15 protein-coding genes are annotated in these 16,356 nt (G+C 74.6%); 11 read left to right on the forward strand and 4 right to left on the reverse strand.

Translation table 11 applies throughout. The features are described from left to right. The first annotated feature begins 79 nt into the window (after positions 1-79). Positions 80-1,114, forward strand: coding sequence for a helix-turn-helix domain-containing protein (locus AB0L45_RS18165; protein ID WP_365840933.1), 1,035 nt, complete (start codon positions 80-82; stop codon positions 1,112-1,114). 9 nt (positions 1,115-1,123) lie between these two features. Here AB0L45_RS18165 and AB0L45_RS18170 read toward each other — a convergent pair whose 3' ends face one another. Together AB0L45_RS18170 and AB0L45_RS18175 are read right to left on the reverse strand one after the other, a co-directional pair. Further along, positions 1,124-1,921, reverse strand: a complete 798-nt coding sequence (locus tag AB0L45_RS18170) for a crotonase/enoyl-CoA hydratase family protein (RefSeq protein WP_365840935.1) — start codon at positions 1,919-1,921, stop codon at positions 1,124-1,126. Beyond that, positions 1,918-3,576: an acyl-CoA dehydrogenase family protein gene (locus AB0L45_RS18175; protein ID WP_365840936.1), complete on the reverse strand. Its 1,659-nt coding sequence runs from the start codon at positions 3,574-3,576 to the stop codon at positions 1,918-1,920. Before AB0L45_RS18175 ends, AB0L45_RS18170 begins: the two co-directional genes overlap by 4 nt. A 160-nt stretch (positions 3,577-3,736) precedes the next feature. Between AB0L45_RS18175 and lspA the strand changes: the two genes are divergently transcribed. Both lspA and AB0L45_RS18185 read left to right on the forward strand, forming a co-directional pair. Further along, on the forward strand, positions 3,737-4,369 hold the full coding sequence (gene lspA, locus AB0L45_RS18180; RefSeq protein WP_365840938.1) for a signal peptidase II: 633 nt from the start codon (positions 3,737-3,739) through the stop codon (positions 4,367-4,369). Beyond that, positions 4,366-5,127 carry a PaaX family transcriptional regulator C-terminal domain-containing protein gene (locus tag AB0L45_RS18185; RefSeq protein WP_365840940.1) on the forward strand — a complete coding sequence of 254 codons (762 nt, stop codon included), beginning with the start codon at positions 4,366-4,368 and terminating at the stop codon, positions 5,125-5,127. Before lspA ends, AB0L45_RS18185 begins: the two co-directional genes overlap by 4 nt. Positions 5,128-5,187: 60 nt before the next feature. On the opposite strand, the gene AB0L45_RS18190 is transcribed toward AB0L45_RS18185, so the two are convergent. After that, positions 5,188-6,057, reverse strand: a complete 870-nt coding sequence (locus AB0L45_RS18190; RefSeq protein WP_365840942.1) for a triphosphoribosyl-dephospho-CoA synthase — start codon at positions 6,055-6,057, stop codon at positions 5,188-5,190. Positions 6,058-6,364: 307 nt separating this feature from the next. On the opposite strand from AB0L45_RS18190, the gene AB0L45_RS18195 reads away from it, so the two are divergent. The 6 genes from AB0L45_RS18195 (at position 6,365) to AB0L45_RS18220 (ending at position 13,355) form a co-directional block, all read left to right on the forward strand. After that, the gene (locus tag AB0L45_RS18195) at positions 6,365-6,760 is read left to right on the forward strand and encodes a helix-turn-helix transcriptional regulator (RefSeq protein WP_365840944.1); all 396 of its coding nucleotides are present in this window, start codon (positions 6,365-6,367) and stop codon (positions 6,758-6,760) included. 42 nt (positions 6,761-6,802) lie between these two features. After that, positions 6,803-7,591 carry a molybdate ABC transporter substrate-binding protein gene (gene modA, locus AB0L45_RS18200; protein ID WP_365840946.1) on the forward strand — a complete coding sequence of 263 codons (789 nt, stop codon included), beginning with the start codon at positions 6,803-6,805 and terminating at the stop codon, positions 7,589-7,591. Between the two features lie 22 nt (positions 7,592-7,613). Continuing rightward, the gene (locus AB0L45_RS18205) at positions 7,614-9,668 is read left to right on the forward strand and encodes an ABC transporter permease (RefSeq protein ID WP_365840948.1); all 2,055 of its coding nucleotides are present in this window, start codon (positions 7,614-7,616) and stop codon (positions 9,666-9,668) included. A 583-nt stretch (positions 9,669-10,251) separates the two neighbouring features. Next, the gene (locus tag AB0L45_RS18210) at positions 10,252-11,001 is read left to right on the forward strand and encodes a transglycosylase family protein (protein ID WP_365840950.1); all 750 of its coding nucleotides are present in this window, start codon (positions 10,252-10,254) and stop codon (positions 10,999-11,001) included. 248 nt (positions 11,002-11,249) lie between these two features. After that, a complete protein-coding gene (locus AB0L45_RS18215; protein ID WP_365840951.1) occupies positions 11,250-12,080 on the forward strand; it encodes an ANTAR domain-containing protein in 831 nt (276 codons plus the stop codon). A 189-nt stretch (positions 12,081-12,269) separates the two neighbouring features. Continuing rightward, positions 12,270-13,355, forward strand: a complete 1,086-nt coding sequence (locus AB0L45_RS18220; RefSeq protein ID WP_365840953.1) for a tetratricopeptide repeat protein — start codon at positions 12,270-12,272, stop codon at positions 13,353-13,355. Here AB0L45_RS18220 and AB0L45_RS18225 read toward each other — a convergent pair. Further along, positions 13,252-14,679, reverse strand: coding sequence for a lipase maturation factor family protein (locus tag AB0L45_RS18225; RefSeq protein WP_365840955.1), 1,428 nt, complete (start codon positions 14,677-14,679; stop codon positions 13,252-13,254). The two genes, AB0L45_RS18220 and AB0L45_RS18225, sit on opposite strands and share 104 nt — an antisense overlap. Before the next feature lie 96 nt (positions 14,680-14,775). On the opposite strand from AB0L45_RS18225, the gene AB0L45_RS18230 reads away from it, so the two are divergent. Both AB0L45_RS18230 and AB0L45_RS18235 read left to right on the forward strand, forming a co-directional pair. Further along, positions 14,776-15,651: a DNA-formamidopyrimidine glycosylase family protein gene (locus AB0L45_RS18230; protein ID WP_365840956.1), complete on the forward strand. Its 876-nt coding sequence runs from the start codon at positions 14,776-14,778 to the stop codon at positions 15,649-15,651. 402 nt (positions 15,652-16,053) lie between these two features. Further along, positions 16,054-16,224 carry a hypothetical protein gene (locus AB0L45_RS18235; protein WP_365840958.1) on the forward strand — a complete coding sequence of 57 codons (171 nt, stop codon included), beginning with the start codon at positions 16,054-16,056 and terminating at the stop codon, positions 16,222-16,224. Positions 16,225-16,356: the final 132 nt, after the last annotated feature.

The raw sequence follows: 16,356 nt of genomic DNA on the forward strand, positions 1-16,356 counted from the left end.
CCGGCGGCCGGAACCAGTGACAGTGGTGACGGTCGGCACCAAATTCCTGCCAGGTTCTCCGCGGCCCTATCCTGCGGGGATGAGCGCTGGTTCCGTCGCGGTCGTCGTGACCGAGGAGATCGGGGTTCCGTCCTGGGACCTGTACGAACTGAGCATCCCCTGCACGGTCTTCGGCAAGCCGCAGCCCGACCTCGCCGAGCCGTGGTACGACCTGCGGCTGTGCGGTACGGGGGAGCGGGGCGGCGGCGAGGGCGGGGCCGGTGAGGAGGGCGGGAGCGGCGCGGCCGGGCTGGCGCTGCGTACGCCGTACGGGCTGGACGACCTCGTCGGCGCGGACACCGTCGTCGTCCCCTCCGTACCCGACGCCTGCGTCGAGGACGGCAGGCCCGTGCAGCCCGCCCTGGTCGAGGCGCTGCGCCGCGCCCACGACGCCGGTGCCCGCATGGTGTCCCTGTGCACCGGCGCCTTCGCGCTGGCCGAGGCCGGACTGCTCGACGGCCGCCGCGCCACCGCCCACTGGATGCACACCGCCCAGCTCGCCGAGCGCTACCCGAAGGTGCGGGTCGACGACTCGGTGCTGTACGTCGACGACGGTGACGTGCTCACCAGCGCCGGCCTGACGGCGGGCCTGGACCTCTGCCTCCACCTGGTACGGCGCGACCTGGGCGCGCACGTCGCCAACCAGCTGGCCCGCCGGATGGTCGTACCCGCCCACCGGCCCGGCGGCCAGGCGCAGTTCATCGACCTGTCGGTGCCCGCCGCCGACGACGAGGGGCTGGCGCCCGTCCTGGCCTGGGCGCGCGCCCACCTCGACCAGCCGCTGACGGTCGAGGACCTCGCGGAGCGCGCCGCACTCAGCCCGCGCACCTTCTACCGGCGCCTCCAGGCGGCCACCGGCACCACCCCGCTCCAGTGGCTCCTCGACCAGCGGCTGGCGCGCGCCCAGAGCCTGCTGGAGTCGACGGACCTGCCGGTCGAGAAGATCGGCGAACTGAGCGGTCTCGGCACGGCGAACAACCTGCGCCACCACTTCCTCAAGCGCGTCGGGGTGGCGCCGTCCGACTACCGCCGGGCGTTTCCCCGTACGGCACCGATGGCGACGCCCGCCGGGTGAGCGCGCCCCCTATTCCGCCACGTGTCCGTGCCGCCCCGCCCCCGCGGCGAACCGTGCGGCGCCCCGCAGCGCGTCCGCCAGTACGCCCTGTCCGTGGCGCAGTTCCGCGGCCATGGCGGCGTCCTCCGGCAGGCCCTCCTGGTCCAGGACGGAAGCGCGGTCGCTGCGCAGGCACGCCTGTGGGAAGCGGGCGATCGCGGCGGCCAGTTCCTCGGCCTCCGCGCGGGCCCGGCCGGGCGGCACCACCCGGTTGGCCAGGCCCGTCCCCAGTGCTTCGGCCGCGCCGACCGGCCGCCCGGTCAGCACCATGTCCAGGGCCCGGCCGGTGCCGACGACACGGGGCAGCCGTACCGTACCGCCGTCGATCAGCGGCACGCCCCAGCGGCGGCAGAACACCCCGAAGACCGCGTCCTCCTCGGCGATCCGCAGGTCGCACCAGAGGGCCAGCTCCAGGCCGCCCGCCACCGCGTGCCCGGCGACCGCCGCGATCACCGGCTTGTCCAGCCGCATCCGGGTGGGGCCCATCGGCCCGTCGCCGTCCGCCGCGACCCGGTTGCCGCGCTCGGTGCCGACCGCCTTGAGGTCGGCCCCCGCGCAGAACGTGCCGCCCTCGCCCCACAGGACCGCGACGCGCGCGTCGTCGTCCGCCGCGAAGGCGCGGAACGCGTCGGCCAGTTGGCGCGCCGTGGCGCCGTCCACGGCGTTGCGTGCCTCGGGCCGGGCGAGGACGACGGTGGTCACCGGGCCGGCCCGCTCGACGCGCACCGTGCGGCGCGCCGGCCCGCCGTCCGGGCCCCCGCCGGTCATCCGGTGGCCTCCGGGGGCAGTACGGGCCGGGCCCGCTCCAGGATCGCCGTCAGGTCGGCCGTCGCGGGCAGCGTCCCGAAGGCGTTCCCCCACTCCCCGTCGAGCCGCGAGGCGCAGAACGCGTCCGCCACCGCCGGGTGGCTGTACCGGACGAGCAGCGCGCCCTGGAACGCGAGCGCCATCCGCTCCGCAAGGGTCCGGGCGGCGCGCTGCGCCTGGTCCGGGTCGCCGAGCGCGCCGAGCATCTTGCGGAGGCCCGCGACGGCGGTGTCCAGCCGCCGGTCGGCGCCCGCCGCCGCGTCCACCTCGGCGAAGTACGCGTCCAGCGCGGCCGGTTCCTTGCCGAGGGCGCGCAGGACGTCCAGCGCGGCGACGTTGCCGGAGCCCTCCCAGATCGACAGCAGCGGCGCCTCCCGGTAGAGCCGCGGCATGCCCGACTCCTCCACGTACCCGTTGCCGCCCAGGCACTCCAGCGCCTCCGCCGCGTGCGCGCTGCCCCGCTTGCACACCCAGTACTTGCCGACGGCCAGCCCCAGCCGGCGCAGCGCGGCTTCTTCCGCGTCCCCGCCCTGGGCCCGGTCCACGGCGGTCGCCAGCCGCATCGCCAGCGTCGTCGCCGCCTCCGACTCGATCGCCAGGTCCGCCAGCACCGCCCGCATGAGCGGCTGTTCGGACAGCGCGCGACCGAACGCGTGACGGTGCGCGGTGTGGTGCAGCGCCAGCCGCAGCCCGGCGCGCATGCCCGCCGCGGTGCCGATCACGCAGTCCAGCCGCGTCATGTTCACCATCTCGACGATGGTCCGCACGCCGCGCCCCGGCTCGCCGACCGGCCAGGCCACCGCCTGGTCGTACTCGATCTCGGAGGACGCGTTGGAGCGGTTGCCCAGCTTGTCCTTCAGGCGCATCAGCCGCATCGCGTTGCGGGTGCCGTCGGGCAGCACGCGCGGCAGCAGGAAGCAGCTCATCCCCTCGGCCGTCCGCGCCAGCGTCAGGAACACGTCGCTCATCGGCGCCGAGGTGAACCACTTGTGCCCGGTGATGCGGTACGTGCCGTCGCCCGCCGGCACCGCCCGGGTCGTGTTGGCCCGCACGTCGGAGCCGCCCTGCTTCTCCGTCATCGACATGCCCGCGATCAGGCCCGCCTTGGTCAGCGGGGGCCGCAGCCCGTAGTCGTACGTACGGGCCGCCAGCAGCGGTTCGTACTGCGCCGCCAGGTCCGGCGCCGCGCGCAGGGCGGGGACGGCGGCGTACGTCATGGAGACGGGGCAGCCGTGCCCCGGCTCGGCCTGCGACCAGACGTGGAACTTGGCCGCGCGCACGAGGTGGGCGCCGGGCCGGGCCTCGGCCCACGGCGCGGCGTGCAGCCCGCGTTCCACCGCGACGGTCATCAGCTGGTGCCAGGCGGGGTGGAACTCCACCTCGTCGATGCGGTGCCCGAAGCGGTCGTGGGTGCGCAGCCGCGGCGGCTGCTCCTCGGCCATCCGGGCCTGCTCCCGCACCGCTTCCGTCCCGGCGAGCGCGCCCAGCTCCAGCACCTCCGGTACGCCCCACCCGGCGTCCGCGCGGCGCAGCGCCTCCAGCAGGGCCGGATCGTCCGCCGTACTGAATCCGGTCAGCGGCGGCGCCTGATTCACGACTTCATGGGTGACGGTCATACCGATGACGTTACAGAAACCGGTCAGGCGTGGGAAGAGTGTAATGGCGGGCTGGGGCGGTGGGGTGCCAGGGCGGGCAGGGCCGTGCTCACCGGGGGCGGCCGCGGCGCCCGGCCCGCTTAAGGTGGAGGGCGATCGACGACTTCGAGGGGACTTCCACGTGACGAATCCGGGCCGGACCACCGGGGAGAGCGGTGCGGACCGCGCGGAGGGGGCCAGGGGCAGCCGGCGGGTGCCGCTGCTCCTGGCGGTGGCCGGCGCCGCCTACCTGCTCGACCTGGGCAGCAAGCTGGCCGTGGTCGCGGAGCTGGAGAACCGCCGCTCCGTCAAGGTGCTCGGCGACTGGCTGGAACTGACGGTGCTGCGCAACTCCGGCGCCGCGTTCGGCATCGGCGAGGCGACGACCATCCTGTTCACGGTCATCGCGGTGGCCGTCACAGTGGTGATCTTCCGGCTGGCCCGCAAGCTCTACAGCGTCCCCTGGGCGATCGCGCTGGGCCTGCTGCTGGGCGGCGGGCTGGGCAACCTGACCGACCGCCTCTTCCGCACCCCCGGCGACTTCCGGGGCGCGGTGGTCGACTTCATCCACATCCGCGGCTTCAGCGTCATGAACCTCGCCGACTGCGCGATCGTCTGCGGCGGCATCGGGATCGTGCTGTTCTCCTTCCTCGGCTGGGAACTGGACAACCCGGACAGCAAGGACAAGCTGGAGAAGGCGACGGAAGCGGCGGCGAAGAACGGCACGGCCGCCGCGGAGCGGGACGGGACGGCGCCGGGCGGCCTGTCCCGGTGACGGATCTCGATACCGCGCGCCACCTCGGCCTGCGGCCGCTCACCGCCCGCTCCATCGTGCTCAGCACCCTCCTGGGCCACCACCCGCCCCGCCTCCCGGCGCGCGCCCTGGTGCGCGTCGGCGAACTCTTCGGCATCGCCGAGGGCACCGTCCGCGTCGCACTGTCCCGGATGGTCGCCGCGGGCGATCTCCGGCAGGACGACGGCGCGTACGGGCTCACCGCGCGGCTGCTGGAACGCCAGGCGCGCCAGGACGAGAGCCGCACGCCGCGCACCCGGCCCTGGGCCGGCGGCTGGGAGATCGCCGTGGTCACCGCCGAAGCCCGCCCGGCCGCCGAACGGACCGCGCTGCGCCAGGCCATGGCGGAACTGCGCCTCGCCGAACTGCGCGAAGGCACCTGGCTGCGCCCCGCCAACCTGGAACGCGCCCGCCCGGACGTGGTCGCCCGCCAGTGCACCCTGCTCACCGGCGCCCCCGAGGGCGACCCGGCGGAGCTGGCGCGCGGGCTGTGGGACCTGGACGGCTGGGCGGCACGGGCCCGCGCCCTGCTCGCCGCGCTGTCCGGCGCCGCGTCACCGGCCGGCCGCTTCACCGTCTCGGCCGCCGCGCTGCGGCACCTCCTCGCGGACCCGCTGCTGCCGGACGCCCTGCTGCCCGCCGACTGGCCGGGCGTCGCACTGCGCCACCGCTACGACGCCTTCGAGGCCGAACTGCGCGAGCTGCTACGGCAGTACGTGACGCCCGGCGGCGCGGCCTGAGGGAACACTTCCGGCGATGCCCGGCGGCGCGGCCTGAGGCACCGCCTCCGGCTACGGACCTCAGCGGCCCTCGAAGAGGAAGTCCAGGAAGAGGGTCGCCGACAGCAGCGCCGCGCTGCCGCCCGCCGTGAGTCCGTTACGGGTCATCCGCGCGTCCAGCCGGACGAACGCCTTGCGCCCGCGCGGGGTGCCGAACCCGCCCGACGACAGCACGTCACGCGCGTCCATCTGCACCGACAACAGACCCTGCGAGCCGCCGCGCTGCAGCAGCGTCGTGTCGTCGAGCGTGGACAGCAGCGCGAGCAGCGCGTCCATACGGGCCGTCACCTCGGAGGCGCCGGCCGCGCGCGACTGGCGCAGCGCGGGCAGCGCCACGCCCAGCACGTTCGGGAAGCCGGAGCGGGCCTGGCCGACGGCGCCGGGCACGCCGTAGTACTGCCGGGCCCGGCCGCCGGGCGACCGGCTGGCCGCCGGGGCACCGCCGTCCGGCAGGCGGGCCAGGGTGGCCGCCGCCTCACAGGTCTCCACGTCCGAGCGGCAGTTCGTGGCGGCGGCGCCGGCCACCAGCAGCCCCACGGACCACAGGGCGCCGCGCTTGCCGGGCGCGCCCGCACCCGCCTGGAGGGCGCGCTGCTCACCCGCTCGCCCCAGTCGCCCGAGCTGTTCGCGCAGCCGCCGGTCCAGCGGCCGGCCCATGGCGGCCTCGGCCATGGAGGCGAAGGGGGCGTGCAGCAGCTCGGCGGCGTGCAGTGCGAGCGGGTCCGGCTTCGGGGCCAGCACCGTCTGCGCCGTACAGGCCGCGACGGCGAGATCGGCCAGGCGCAGCGGGAGGGGGCGGTCCGGGGAGGGGTGCGGGACCGTGTGCAGGACGGGGCGCTCGTGCACCGGCGGCACGTCGCCGCGCGCGGCCTCCGGCCGCAGTCTCCTCATGATCGACCGGCCGCGGACCGCGGAACGGGTTGAAGAAGTAGGAGTACCCATCGGTTCGCGCTCCCTCCGTGTTACGCCACGCCCTCCCGAATCCCTCCGAAAAGAGTACGGCTTCCCCCACCCGGCCGACGCTCCGCCCCCTGGTATGTCCGGTCCGCGCCCCCGCGCCACGCGCCCGGCGCGCCGCGGTGCCGGTCAGCCGCTCCACGGCCTCACTTGTCGCATCCTCCAATGCGCCTGGCACCTGCGAGGTGCTATCCCACGGAGTAATTGCAGATGAGACAGTATCTGCCCTACGGTGCCGCACATGCAGTCCTACACGATCGGCCAGGCCGCCCGCCTGCTCGGCGTCAGCCCCGACACGGCCCGCCGCTGGGCCGACGCCGGCAGGATCCCCACCCACCGGGACGAGACCGGCCGCCGGCTGATCGACGGCCGCGACCTGGCCGCGTTCTCCACCGAACTCGCCAAGAACGGCACCACGGAGGAGGACACCTCCCGGACCTCGGTCCGCAACGCCTTCCCCGGCATCGTCACGGCGATCAAGCTGGGCGACGTGGCGGCGCAGGTGGAGATCCAGGCCGGCCCGCACCGGCTGGTCTCCCTCCTCACCCGGGAAGCGGTGGAGGAACTCGGACTGGAGGTCGGCGTGCGGGCCACCGCCCGCGTGAAGTCGACCAACGTCCATGTCGACCGCGCCTGACGCGTGTCGCACCCCGCTCGCGTCCCCAAGGAGCCGATCCTGATGCCCCGCACCTCCGGCGTCACCCGTCGCCGCGCCGTCGCCGCGGCCCTGACCGTCGCCGTCCTCACCCCGCTCGCCGCCGCCTGCGGCAGCGGTGACGACTCGTCCGCCGCGCAGCGCGGGACCACGCTCAAGGTCCTGGCCGCCGCGTCGCTGACCGACGTCTTCGCCAAGGCCGCCGACGCGTACCACAAGGAACACCCCGACGTCACGGTCACCTTCTCCTTCGCCGGCTCCCAGCAGCTCGCGGCCCAGGTCAACCAGGACTTCCCCGCCGACGCCCTGGTCACGGCCGACACCCGGACCATGGACGGGCTGCACGGCAAGACCGGCAAGCCGCAGATCATCGCCAAGAACCGCCTGGTCATCGCCACCGCCGACGGCAACCCCCAGCACATCACGGGCCTCGCGGACCTGGCCTCCACCCACAAGCTGAAGGTGGTGCTCGCCGCGCCCGCCGTCCCCGTCGGCCGCTACAGCAAGAAGGTCCTGGACCGGCAGGGCATCACGGTGCAGCCGGTCTCCCAGGAGCAGGACGTGCGCGGCGTCCTGAGCAAGGTCGAACTGGGCGAGGCGGACGCCGGCATCGTGTACGCCACCGACGCGATGACCGCGCCCGACAAGGTCGACGCCGTCCAGGTGCCCGACGAGCAGAACGCGATCGCCGAGTACCCGGCCGCCACGCTCAAGGTCTCGGAGCACGCCAAGGAGGCCGACGCGTTCGTGAAGTGGCTCGGCGGCGCGCAGGCCCAGAAGATCCTGCGCGACGCGGGCTTCCAGAAGCCGTGACCGTGCCACGAACCGTCACCTCATGAAGCACGACCACCGCGGCCTGCGCGCCCCCCTGGCCCTCGCGCTGCCCGCCGTCCTGGCGGTGGCGTTCCTGCTGGTGCCCATGGCGGGCATCCTCACCCGTACGTCCTGGAGCGACCTCGGCACCCACCTGACCTCCGCCGAGGTCACCGAGGCCCTGCGGATCTCCCTGGTGGTGTCCCTGTGGTCGCTGGGCCTGTCCCTGCTGCTCGGCGTACCGCTCGCCTGGCTGCTGGCGCGCGTCGACTTCCCCGGCAAGGCCGTGGTGCGCTCCCTCGTGCTGCTGCCCATGGTGCTGCCGCCGACCGTCGGTGGGGTGGCGCTGCTCCTCGGTTTCGGGCGGCGGGGCCTGCTGGGCGGAGTGCTGGAGAGCTGGTTCGGCGTACAGCTGCCGTTCCACACGGCGGGCGCGGTGGTCGCCGCGACCTTCGTGTCGATGCCGTTCCTGGTCATCAGCCTCGAAGGGGCACTCGCCGGGCTGCATGTGCGGTACGAGGAGACGGCCGCCTCGCTCGGCGCCGGACCGCTGCGCGTCTTCGGTACCGTCACCCTGCCTATGATCGCCCCCGGGCTCGCCGCCGGCGCGGCGCTGACCTGGGCCCGCGCGCTCGGCGAGTTCGGCGCGACCATCACCTTCGCGGGCAACCTGCCGGGCGTCACCCAGACCCTGCCCCTCCAGGTCTACCTGCTTCTCCAGGACAGCCCCGAAGCCGCCACCTCCGTCTCCCTCCTGCTGCTCGTCGTCGCCATGGCCGTCCTGGTCGCCCTGCGCGGCAGATGGGCGGGCGGGGGCGGCCCGGCCCGGGGGCGCACGAGCGGCGCGGTGACGCGTACGGACGCGGACGGCGACGCGGCACCGGATGCCGCCGGCACGTGGCCCGACCACATGACCGGCGCGTCCGCCGCCTCCGGCACACCCGCCCCGCCGGGCCCGCCCACCGCCACCACCGCGTACGCCGAACGCGCCGAAGCGGCCCCCACCGCCCCCGGCGGCCCCGGTGACGGCTCCGGCACCGGGCGGTGGCCGCTGCACGCGGACGTCACCGGCTTCAACCGGCTCACCCTCGACGCCGCCCCGGGCACCACCGTCGCCGTCGTCGGCCCCAACGGTGCGGGCAAGACCACGCTGTTGCGCGCCCTGCTCGGGCTCACGCCGCGGGCGCACGCCGTACTGACGCTCGGCGCGCGGGACGTCACGGCCCTGCCGCCGCACCGCCGCGGCGTCGCCTGGGTGCCGCAGGACGGGGCGCTCTTCCCCCACCTGACGGCCCTCGGCAACACGGCGTACGGGCTGCGCGCGCACGGCACCGGCCGCGCCGAGGCCCGCCGCGAGGCCCAGCGGTGGCTGGACCGGCTCGGCGTCGGGCACCTCGCGCACCGCCGCCCCGCGCAGCTCTCCGGCGGCCAGGCCGGACGGGTCGCGCTGGCCCGCGCCCTGGCCGCCCGCCCCCGCCTGCTGCTCCTCGACGAGCCGCTGGCCGCCCTCGACCAGAGCACCCGCGCACACGTCCGGCACACCCTGCGCCGCCATCTGGCCGGCTTCGGCGGCGTCTGCCTGATGGTCACCCACGACCCGGTCGAAGCGGTCTCGCTCGCCGACCGCGTCCTCGTCCTGGAGGACGGACACGCGATCCAGGACGCCGCTCCCGCCGAGGTGACCCGGCATCCGCGCTCGCCCTGGGTGGCGCGGATGCTGGGCCGCAACGCGTGGCCGGGCACCGCCACCGGCGACGGGCTGCGGCTCGCGGGCGCCGGGCGGCTGGTGGCCGCTGACCCGCTGCCCGAGGGCACCGGCGCGCTGGCGGTCATCGGCCCGGAGGCGGTCTCCGTGCACCGGATCCGCCCGTCCGGCAGCCCGCGCAACGTCTGGCCGGGCCGGGTACGGGAGATCACCGCGCTCGGCAGCCGGCTGCGGGTCCTGGTCGGGTCGCCGGAGGTGCCCGACCTGGTCGGCGAGATCACCCCGCAGGCCGCGGCGGAGCTCGGCCTGGCCGAGGACACCGAGGTCTGGGTGAGCGTGAAGGCGACCGAGGTGACGCTCGTACCGGTGTGAGCCGGGCGGCACGGTGGCCGCCCTCCCGGCCGTACCGGTCGGTGCCCCGGGCGCGGCCGCCGCTCTCCGGCCGTACCCGACCGCGCACTCCGTACCCGCACGGACCGACCGCGCCCGCCCAAACCCTCCGTACGGATGGCGGCGTTGCGCTGCCCCGGGGGGTCCGTGCGCGGTGCGTGCGGACCCCCGCCGCGCGTGCCGCGAGCCCCCGAACGCGCTCCGACGGCACCCCCGGCTCGGACAAGCGCTCGATACGCCCGGGCAGGCCATGCGCTCCGGCTGCGGAGGTGCGCCCCTACCCGGCAGAGGGGGGCGCCATGCGGAGCCGTCGGCCCCCACTCCGGCGGTGCGGAGGCAGGCCGCGTCACCGAGGCGCTACCGCGCGCTCTCCCGGTGCCGTCGGTGGCCGTGGTTGTCTCTTACTCGTCGAATTCATGACGGCTCGGAAAACGCACCGCCGGAACTCGGGAAAACCACGGGACGCATCCCGCGGAAAAGCCGGGAGAGGGCGGGCTCGCACGGGACGTCATGCATCCCCATGGCCGCCGGGAAACCGCGCGGTGAGCGACGGGAGCACAGGCCGATGGAATTCCCTCAGGGATCGGAAACGAGCGGACGCGGTGACGTCCGGGGGCGCGGGGCCCGAGGAGCGACGGCAGCAGCGGTCCTGCTGGCGGCCGGCGCGTTGAACGTGGCGGCCGACGGGCCGGCCGAGGCCCGCAGCGGTGCCACGTGGGACCGCCTGGCCGGGTGCGAGAGCGGGGGCAACTGGCGGGCCGACACGGGGAACGGCTTCTCGGGCGGGTTGCAGTTCGCCCACTCCACGTGGCGCTCCTTCGGAGGCGGTAAGTACGCCTCCCGGGCGTCCAGGGCGTCCCGGGCCCAGCAGATCCGGGTGGCGGAACGGGTGCTGGCCCGCCAGGGCTGGGGCGCGTGGCCGGCCTGCTCGGCCCGGCTGGGCCTGCGGTCGTCCCCCGCGCGGCACGGCGCGCCGCACTCCGAGGCGCACCGGACGGCGCCGCGCGCCGGCACCCCGTCCCGTACGAACAGCTCCGGCCGGTACCGCGAACGGCTGCGCAGTCCCCGGCACGGGGAGCAGCGGTACGGCAGCCGGTACGGCCGGCACAAGCCGTACAAGCAGCGTGCCGTCCGGCCGCGGCACAGCACCGGGGGGCATGTCGTCAATCCGGGCGAGACGGTGAGCGGAATCGCGTACGCCTACGGCTGGGGCTGGCAGGAGTTCTACCGTCTGAACCGTCAGGTGATCGGCGCGAACCCGAATCTCATCTACCCGGGAATGCGGCTCGCCGTCCGGAATTCCGGCACCGGCTGACCGGGCGCAGGAACCGGAGGTGATTTCTTCCCACCCTTCCGGGAATTCCCCGTGACGAATTCCCTGGAACGGCGGTCCGGCTGGGGGCGGGCGGACCGCCGGGGGAAGCGGTGGGCACCGGCAGGCCGTCCGTGGCGCCGCGGACGGCCTGCACCCGCGTGGACCGGGCGACCCGGGGCGGCGCGGGGAGACGGGAGTCACCGTCCGCCGGCCGGATCCGGGCACGACGGTGCCGTACGGTCGGGAACGTGACAGGCATCTACGCGACGGACGGGTCAGCGCCGGAGAGCAGAACCGGCGGTGCCGCTCCGCGGCCGGCGCCCGGACCGACGGACTTCGCCGAGGTCTTCCGGGCGCACGGCGCGCCGCTGCTGGTCCTGGACACGGACCTGGTCATCAGCGACGCCAACCCCGCCTACCTGGACGCGACCCGGCGCCGCCTCGACGAGCTGGTGGGGCGGTACCTCTTCGAGGCGTTCCCCGAGAACCCGGACGACCCGGAGTCCGACGGCAAGGAGAACCTCCAGGCGTCCCTGCGGCGGGTGCTGCACCACTCCCGGCCGGACGTGGCGCGGGTGCACAAGTACGACATCCCGTGGACCGACAGCCCGACCGGCTTCGACGAGCGGTACTGGAGCCCGGCCACCTCGCCCCTGTACGACCAGGAGAGGAAGCTGACCGGCCTGCTGCACCACGTGGAGGACGTCACCCCGTTCCACCGCGAGGTCCAGGCCGTGTGCACCGGATACGACCGGACGGACACCCCGGCGCACGACGGCCCGGCCCAGCGGCGGTTCGCCGTCCACCTGGCGGCGGCCGAACGGGACCGGGCGCGGCTCGCCGCGCTGGAGACCGAGGTGGCGCAGCTCAAGGCCGCGCAGGGCTCCCGGGCCACCATCGACCAGGCCGTCGGGATCGTCATGGTGGAACGGCGCATCGCGCCCGACGATGCCTTCCAGCTCCTGGTCGCGCTGTCGCAGCGCACCAACGTCAAGCTGCGCAACGTCGCCGCCGCCCTGGTACGGCGGGCGGCCGGCCGGAGCCGTGACACCGGCTCCGGCACAGCGGACGCGCCCTGAGACGGCGGACGGCTCCGCGGCGAGGGTCGGCCGGAGGCCGGACGCCCCGTACGCCCCGATGATGACCAGGTCCCCCTCGCGTAGGACCGCAGGCATACGCCACGACCAATCCGTGGAGGGATTCGCCGGCCCCCCTTCCTTCCGTAGCTTCGTGATCAAGCACATGCACGATCAGGAGGCCACGGATTCATGTACGGCAAGGCATTCGCCCCGGAGTACCAAGGCGAACTGGGCACGGCCCTGAGCGTGAACTCCTCCTACGAGGACGTGCTCGCCACGGCCCGCCGCGCGCGCCGCGAGGCCCGCACGGACCTGGAACGCGCCCGGGCCTCGCTCGCCGTCGCCGAGGCCAACCGGCGCCTGGGGCGGGTGGGCGCGGCGCGCACGGCCTGGCGCGAGAGCTACCGCAGTGCCCGCGCGGCCGGTGACCGCGGCGCGATGTCCTGGGCCCTGTGGAGCGGCGGCACGCTCGCCCGCCAGTGCGGCACCCTCGCGCTGGCCCGCCGGCTGCTGGCCCTGGCCGTCACCCTCGCCGACGAGGGCGGCGACCGCCTCGCGCACGGCTACAGCCTCGCCGGCCTCGCCGAGACCGGCCGGATACAGGGCGACTACGCCGCCGTCGCCGACCTGCACGAGCAGCTGCTCGCACAGGCGCGGGCGCACGGCGAGGCCCGCCACATGGTGTGGGCGATGTCCGGCATCGCGCAGATGCACCGCAACACCGGCGACTACGCCAAGGCCCTGGAGCTGTTCGAGGAGTCCGCGCGGACAGCCGCCGACGGCGACGACGCACGGGGCCGCGCCTGGTCGCTGCGCGGCGTGGCCGACGTCCTGTCCGTCCAGGGCGACACCGAGCGCGCCCTGGACCTGCTCTCCGAGGCCGAGACGATCTGCCGCACCATGGACCTGGCCGGCGCCCTCGCCTACAACCACAAGATGCGCGGCAACGTCCTGTTCCGGGCCGGGCGGTACGCCGAGGCCCGCGAGGTCTACGCCGGGGCGCTGCGCGAGTTCGAGGAGATGCACGAGCCGCGCGGCACCGCCCTCGCCCGCCTCGGACTGGTCAAGTCACGCTCCCGGCTGGGCGGTCCGAAGGACCGGACACTCACCGAACTGGACGAGCTGGAACGCGACTTCGGACGGATCGGGCTGCGGCACGCCCGGGACATGGTCATCGCCTTCCGCGCGGAACTGCTTTCGTCGGTGGAAGGAAGTCCCGCAGCTCCGTACGGTGCCACCACGCTCCGGTCTCCCGCAGTTCCCGCCACGTCGTGAAGCGGTACTGGAACAGCCGGGCCCGTACCAGCGCGGGCGGCGCGTCCGGGAACGGGTTGTGGCGCAGCAGCCGCAGCGTGTCCGGGTCGTTCTCCAGCAGCCGCGCCACGAACGGCCCGAACCAGCTCCGCGCGTAGGCGGGCGAGAGCGCCGCGAACCACATCAGCCAGTCCAGGCGCAGGTGGTACGGCGCGAACTGGCGCGGCAGCCGCCGTACGCCGCCCGGCTTGCCCCGGAACCCGTACTCCCGCCACACCGCGTCCGGCGAGGCCACCGGCGAGTCCGTGCCCTCGACCACGATCTCCCGGCGTACACGGGTGACGCTGCCGAACGCCCCGTAGGAGTTCACCAGGTGCAGCGGGTCGAACGAGGTGTTCATCACCTGCCGCCGGGACAGCAGATTGCGTACCGGACGGTAGCTGCGGTACGCGACGAAGACGGTGAGGGCCACGGTCAGCACCGCGAACCACACCGGGAGGTCTCCGGACGCGGACGCGGGCGCGCCGGCGGTCCAGGAGAGGTCCACGGCGGACAGGGCCAGGGCGACGGTCAGCCAGTTCAGCCAGGCGAAGTTGCCGGACAGCACCAGCCACAGCTGCGTGACGACGATGCCCAGCGCCGCCCAGGTGGCCACCGGCCGGGGCGTGAACAGCAGCACCGGCAGCACCAGTTGCGCCACGTGGTTGGCGGCCGTCTCGACCCGGTGCAGCGGCTTGGGCAGCCGGTGGAAGAACCAGCTCAGCGGGCCCGGCATCGGTTGCGTCTCATGGTGGTAGTACAGACAGGTCAGATCGCGCCAGCAGCGGTCGCCCCGCATCTTGATCAGCCCGGCCCCGAACTCCACCCGGAACAGCAGCCAGCGCAGCAGCCACATCACCAGCACCGGCGGCGCCGTGTCGTCGTTGCCCAGGAAGACGGCCAGGAAGCCGGTCTCCAGCAGCAGCGACTCCCAGCCGAAGCTGTACCATGTCTGTCCGACGTTGACGATCGACAGGTACATCGCCCACAGCACCGCCCACATCGCCATCGCCGCACCCAGCGGCACCGCGTCCGCCGCCCCGGCCGCCACCGCCGCGGCCAGCAGGGCGCCCGCCCAGGACCACAGGGCGAAGAACCGGTCCGAGTAGCGCCAGTGGAACACCGAGGGCGCCTTGCGGAAGGGCGCGCGGCGCAGGAAGTCCGGCACCGGCGTCATACCGCGCTCGCCCAGCAGCGCCCGGAACTGCCGCGCCGCCGCCACGAACGCCACCAGATACAGCACGGCCAGCATCCGCTGGAACACCAGCCGCCCCAGCCATCCGTCGCTCTCCGTGAACCAGTCCACGAGACCATCCCTAGCACCGCTGGGGCCCCCGGTCGCCCGTCCGGCACGCGGCGCGCACGAGATGTACCGGACCGCCGCACCGTGCAGGCTGGAGCCATGCCCGAACTGCCGGAAGTCGAAGCCCTGCGGGAATTCCTGGACGGGCACGCCGTCGGCCGTGTGCTGCTCCGCGCCCAGCCGGCCGCCGTCAACGTGCTCAAGACGTACGACCCGCCGCTGACCGCCCTCGAAGGCGGCACGGTCACGGCGGTGGCCCGGCACGGCAAGTTCCTGGACCTCACCGCCGGCGGCCTGCACCTGGTGATCCACTTGGCCCGCGCGGGCTGGCTGCGCTGGCAGGACGCCCTGCCCGACGCCCCGCCGCGCCCCGGCAAGGGCCCGCTGGCACTGCGCGTCCGGCTGAGCGCCGAAGGGACCGGTCCGGAGCCCGGCTTCGACCTCACCGAAGCCGGTACGCAGAAGCGGCTGGCCGTCTACTGCGTGACCGACCCCGCGCAGGTCCCCGGTGTTGCCCGGCTCGGCCCCGACCCGCTCGCGGCGGACTTCACGGAGGAGTCGCTGGCGGCCCTGCTCACGGGGGAGCGGCGGCAGATCAAGGGCGTCCTGCGGGACCAGAGCGTGCTGGCCGGTATCGGCAACGCGTACTCCGACGAGATCCTGCACGTGGCCCGCATGTCCCCCTTCAAGGCCGCCGCCCGCCTGGGCCCCGAGGACACGGCCCGCCTGTACGCCGCCGTGCGGGACACGCTCACGGAGGCGGTGGAACGGTCCAGGGGCGTCGCCGCCGGGCAGCTGAAGAAGGAGAAGAAGAGCGGGCTGCGGGTGCACGGCCGTACCGGTGAGCCGTGCCCGGTCTGTGGCGACACCGTCCGCGAGGTCTCCTTCAGCGACTCCTCGCTCCAGTACTGCCCCACCTGCCAGACCGGCGGCAAGCTGCTGGCCGACCGGCGGATGTCGCGGCTCCTGAAATAGGGGCGGCCCGCGCGCGGTCGGGGCAGGAGCGGGCCCGCGCACGGCGGGGAGGGGGGCCGGCCCTGTTGTCTGTTCCGTACGGCAACCGGGTGAACGGCGGGCAGCGGCCGGAAGGCACTCTCCGGCGGTGCCGGCGGGGCCGCGGAGCCCGTCGGGCCCGGTGCGGTGACCGGTACGCGAGGCGCGGCGGAATCTCTGCATTCTCCCCGACTTGCTTCATATCCGGTAAATGTCGAGCGCGCATCGGTCGCGGTCGCTAATCTGGTGGACGACGGACGACCCGTCTGGGAGACGCCAACACCCTTGGCCCGTCGCGGGAAGCGCCACGAACCCTGGCTGACATCCCGGTTTGTGCAAAGGCGCCACCGCGTCGGAAGTGTCCCCTTGATGAAGGAGTGCGTGGTGGCAGTGGAAAACGCGCAACGCAAGCAGCCGCGGCCCAAGCCGGGCGAGCGGCCGGGTCGGATCAGGGAAGTCCGCAATCTGGAGGTCTGGGACCGCTGTGTCCCGGTCAGAGTCGCCGGCTGCGACGACGACCCCACCGAGACCCACATCTTCCGCGGCATCGACTGACCGGGCGCGCCGCACCGGACGGCCGGTCCGCGGGCCGCGCACGGCCCGCGGGCGCCGGCCGCCGCCCCGCCCCCCCCGCGACTCGGAGGTGTACTCACCCTCCAGCGGAACCTCGGTCTCGGTGGTGTACTC

It is taken from the genome of Streptomyces sp. NPDC052496, assembly GCF_040679095.1.
Lineage (GTDB): Bacteria > Actinomycetota > Actinomycetes > Streptomycetales > Streptomycetaceae > Streptomyces.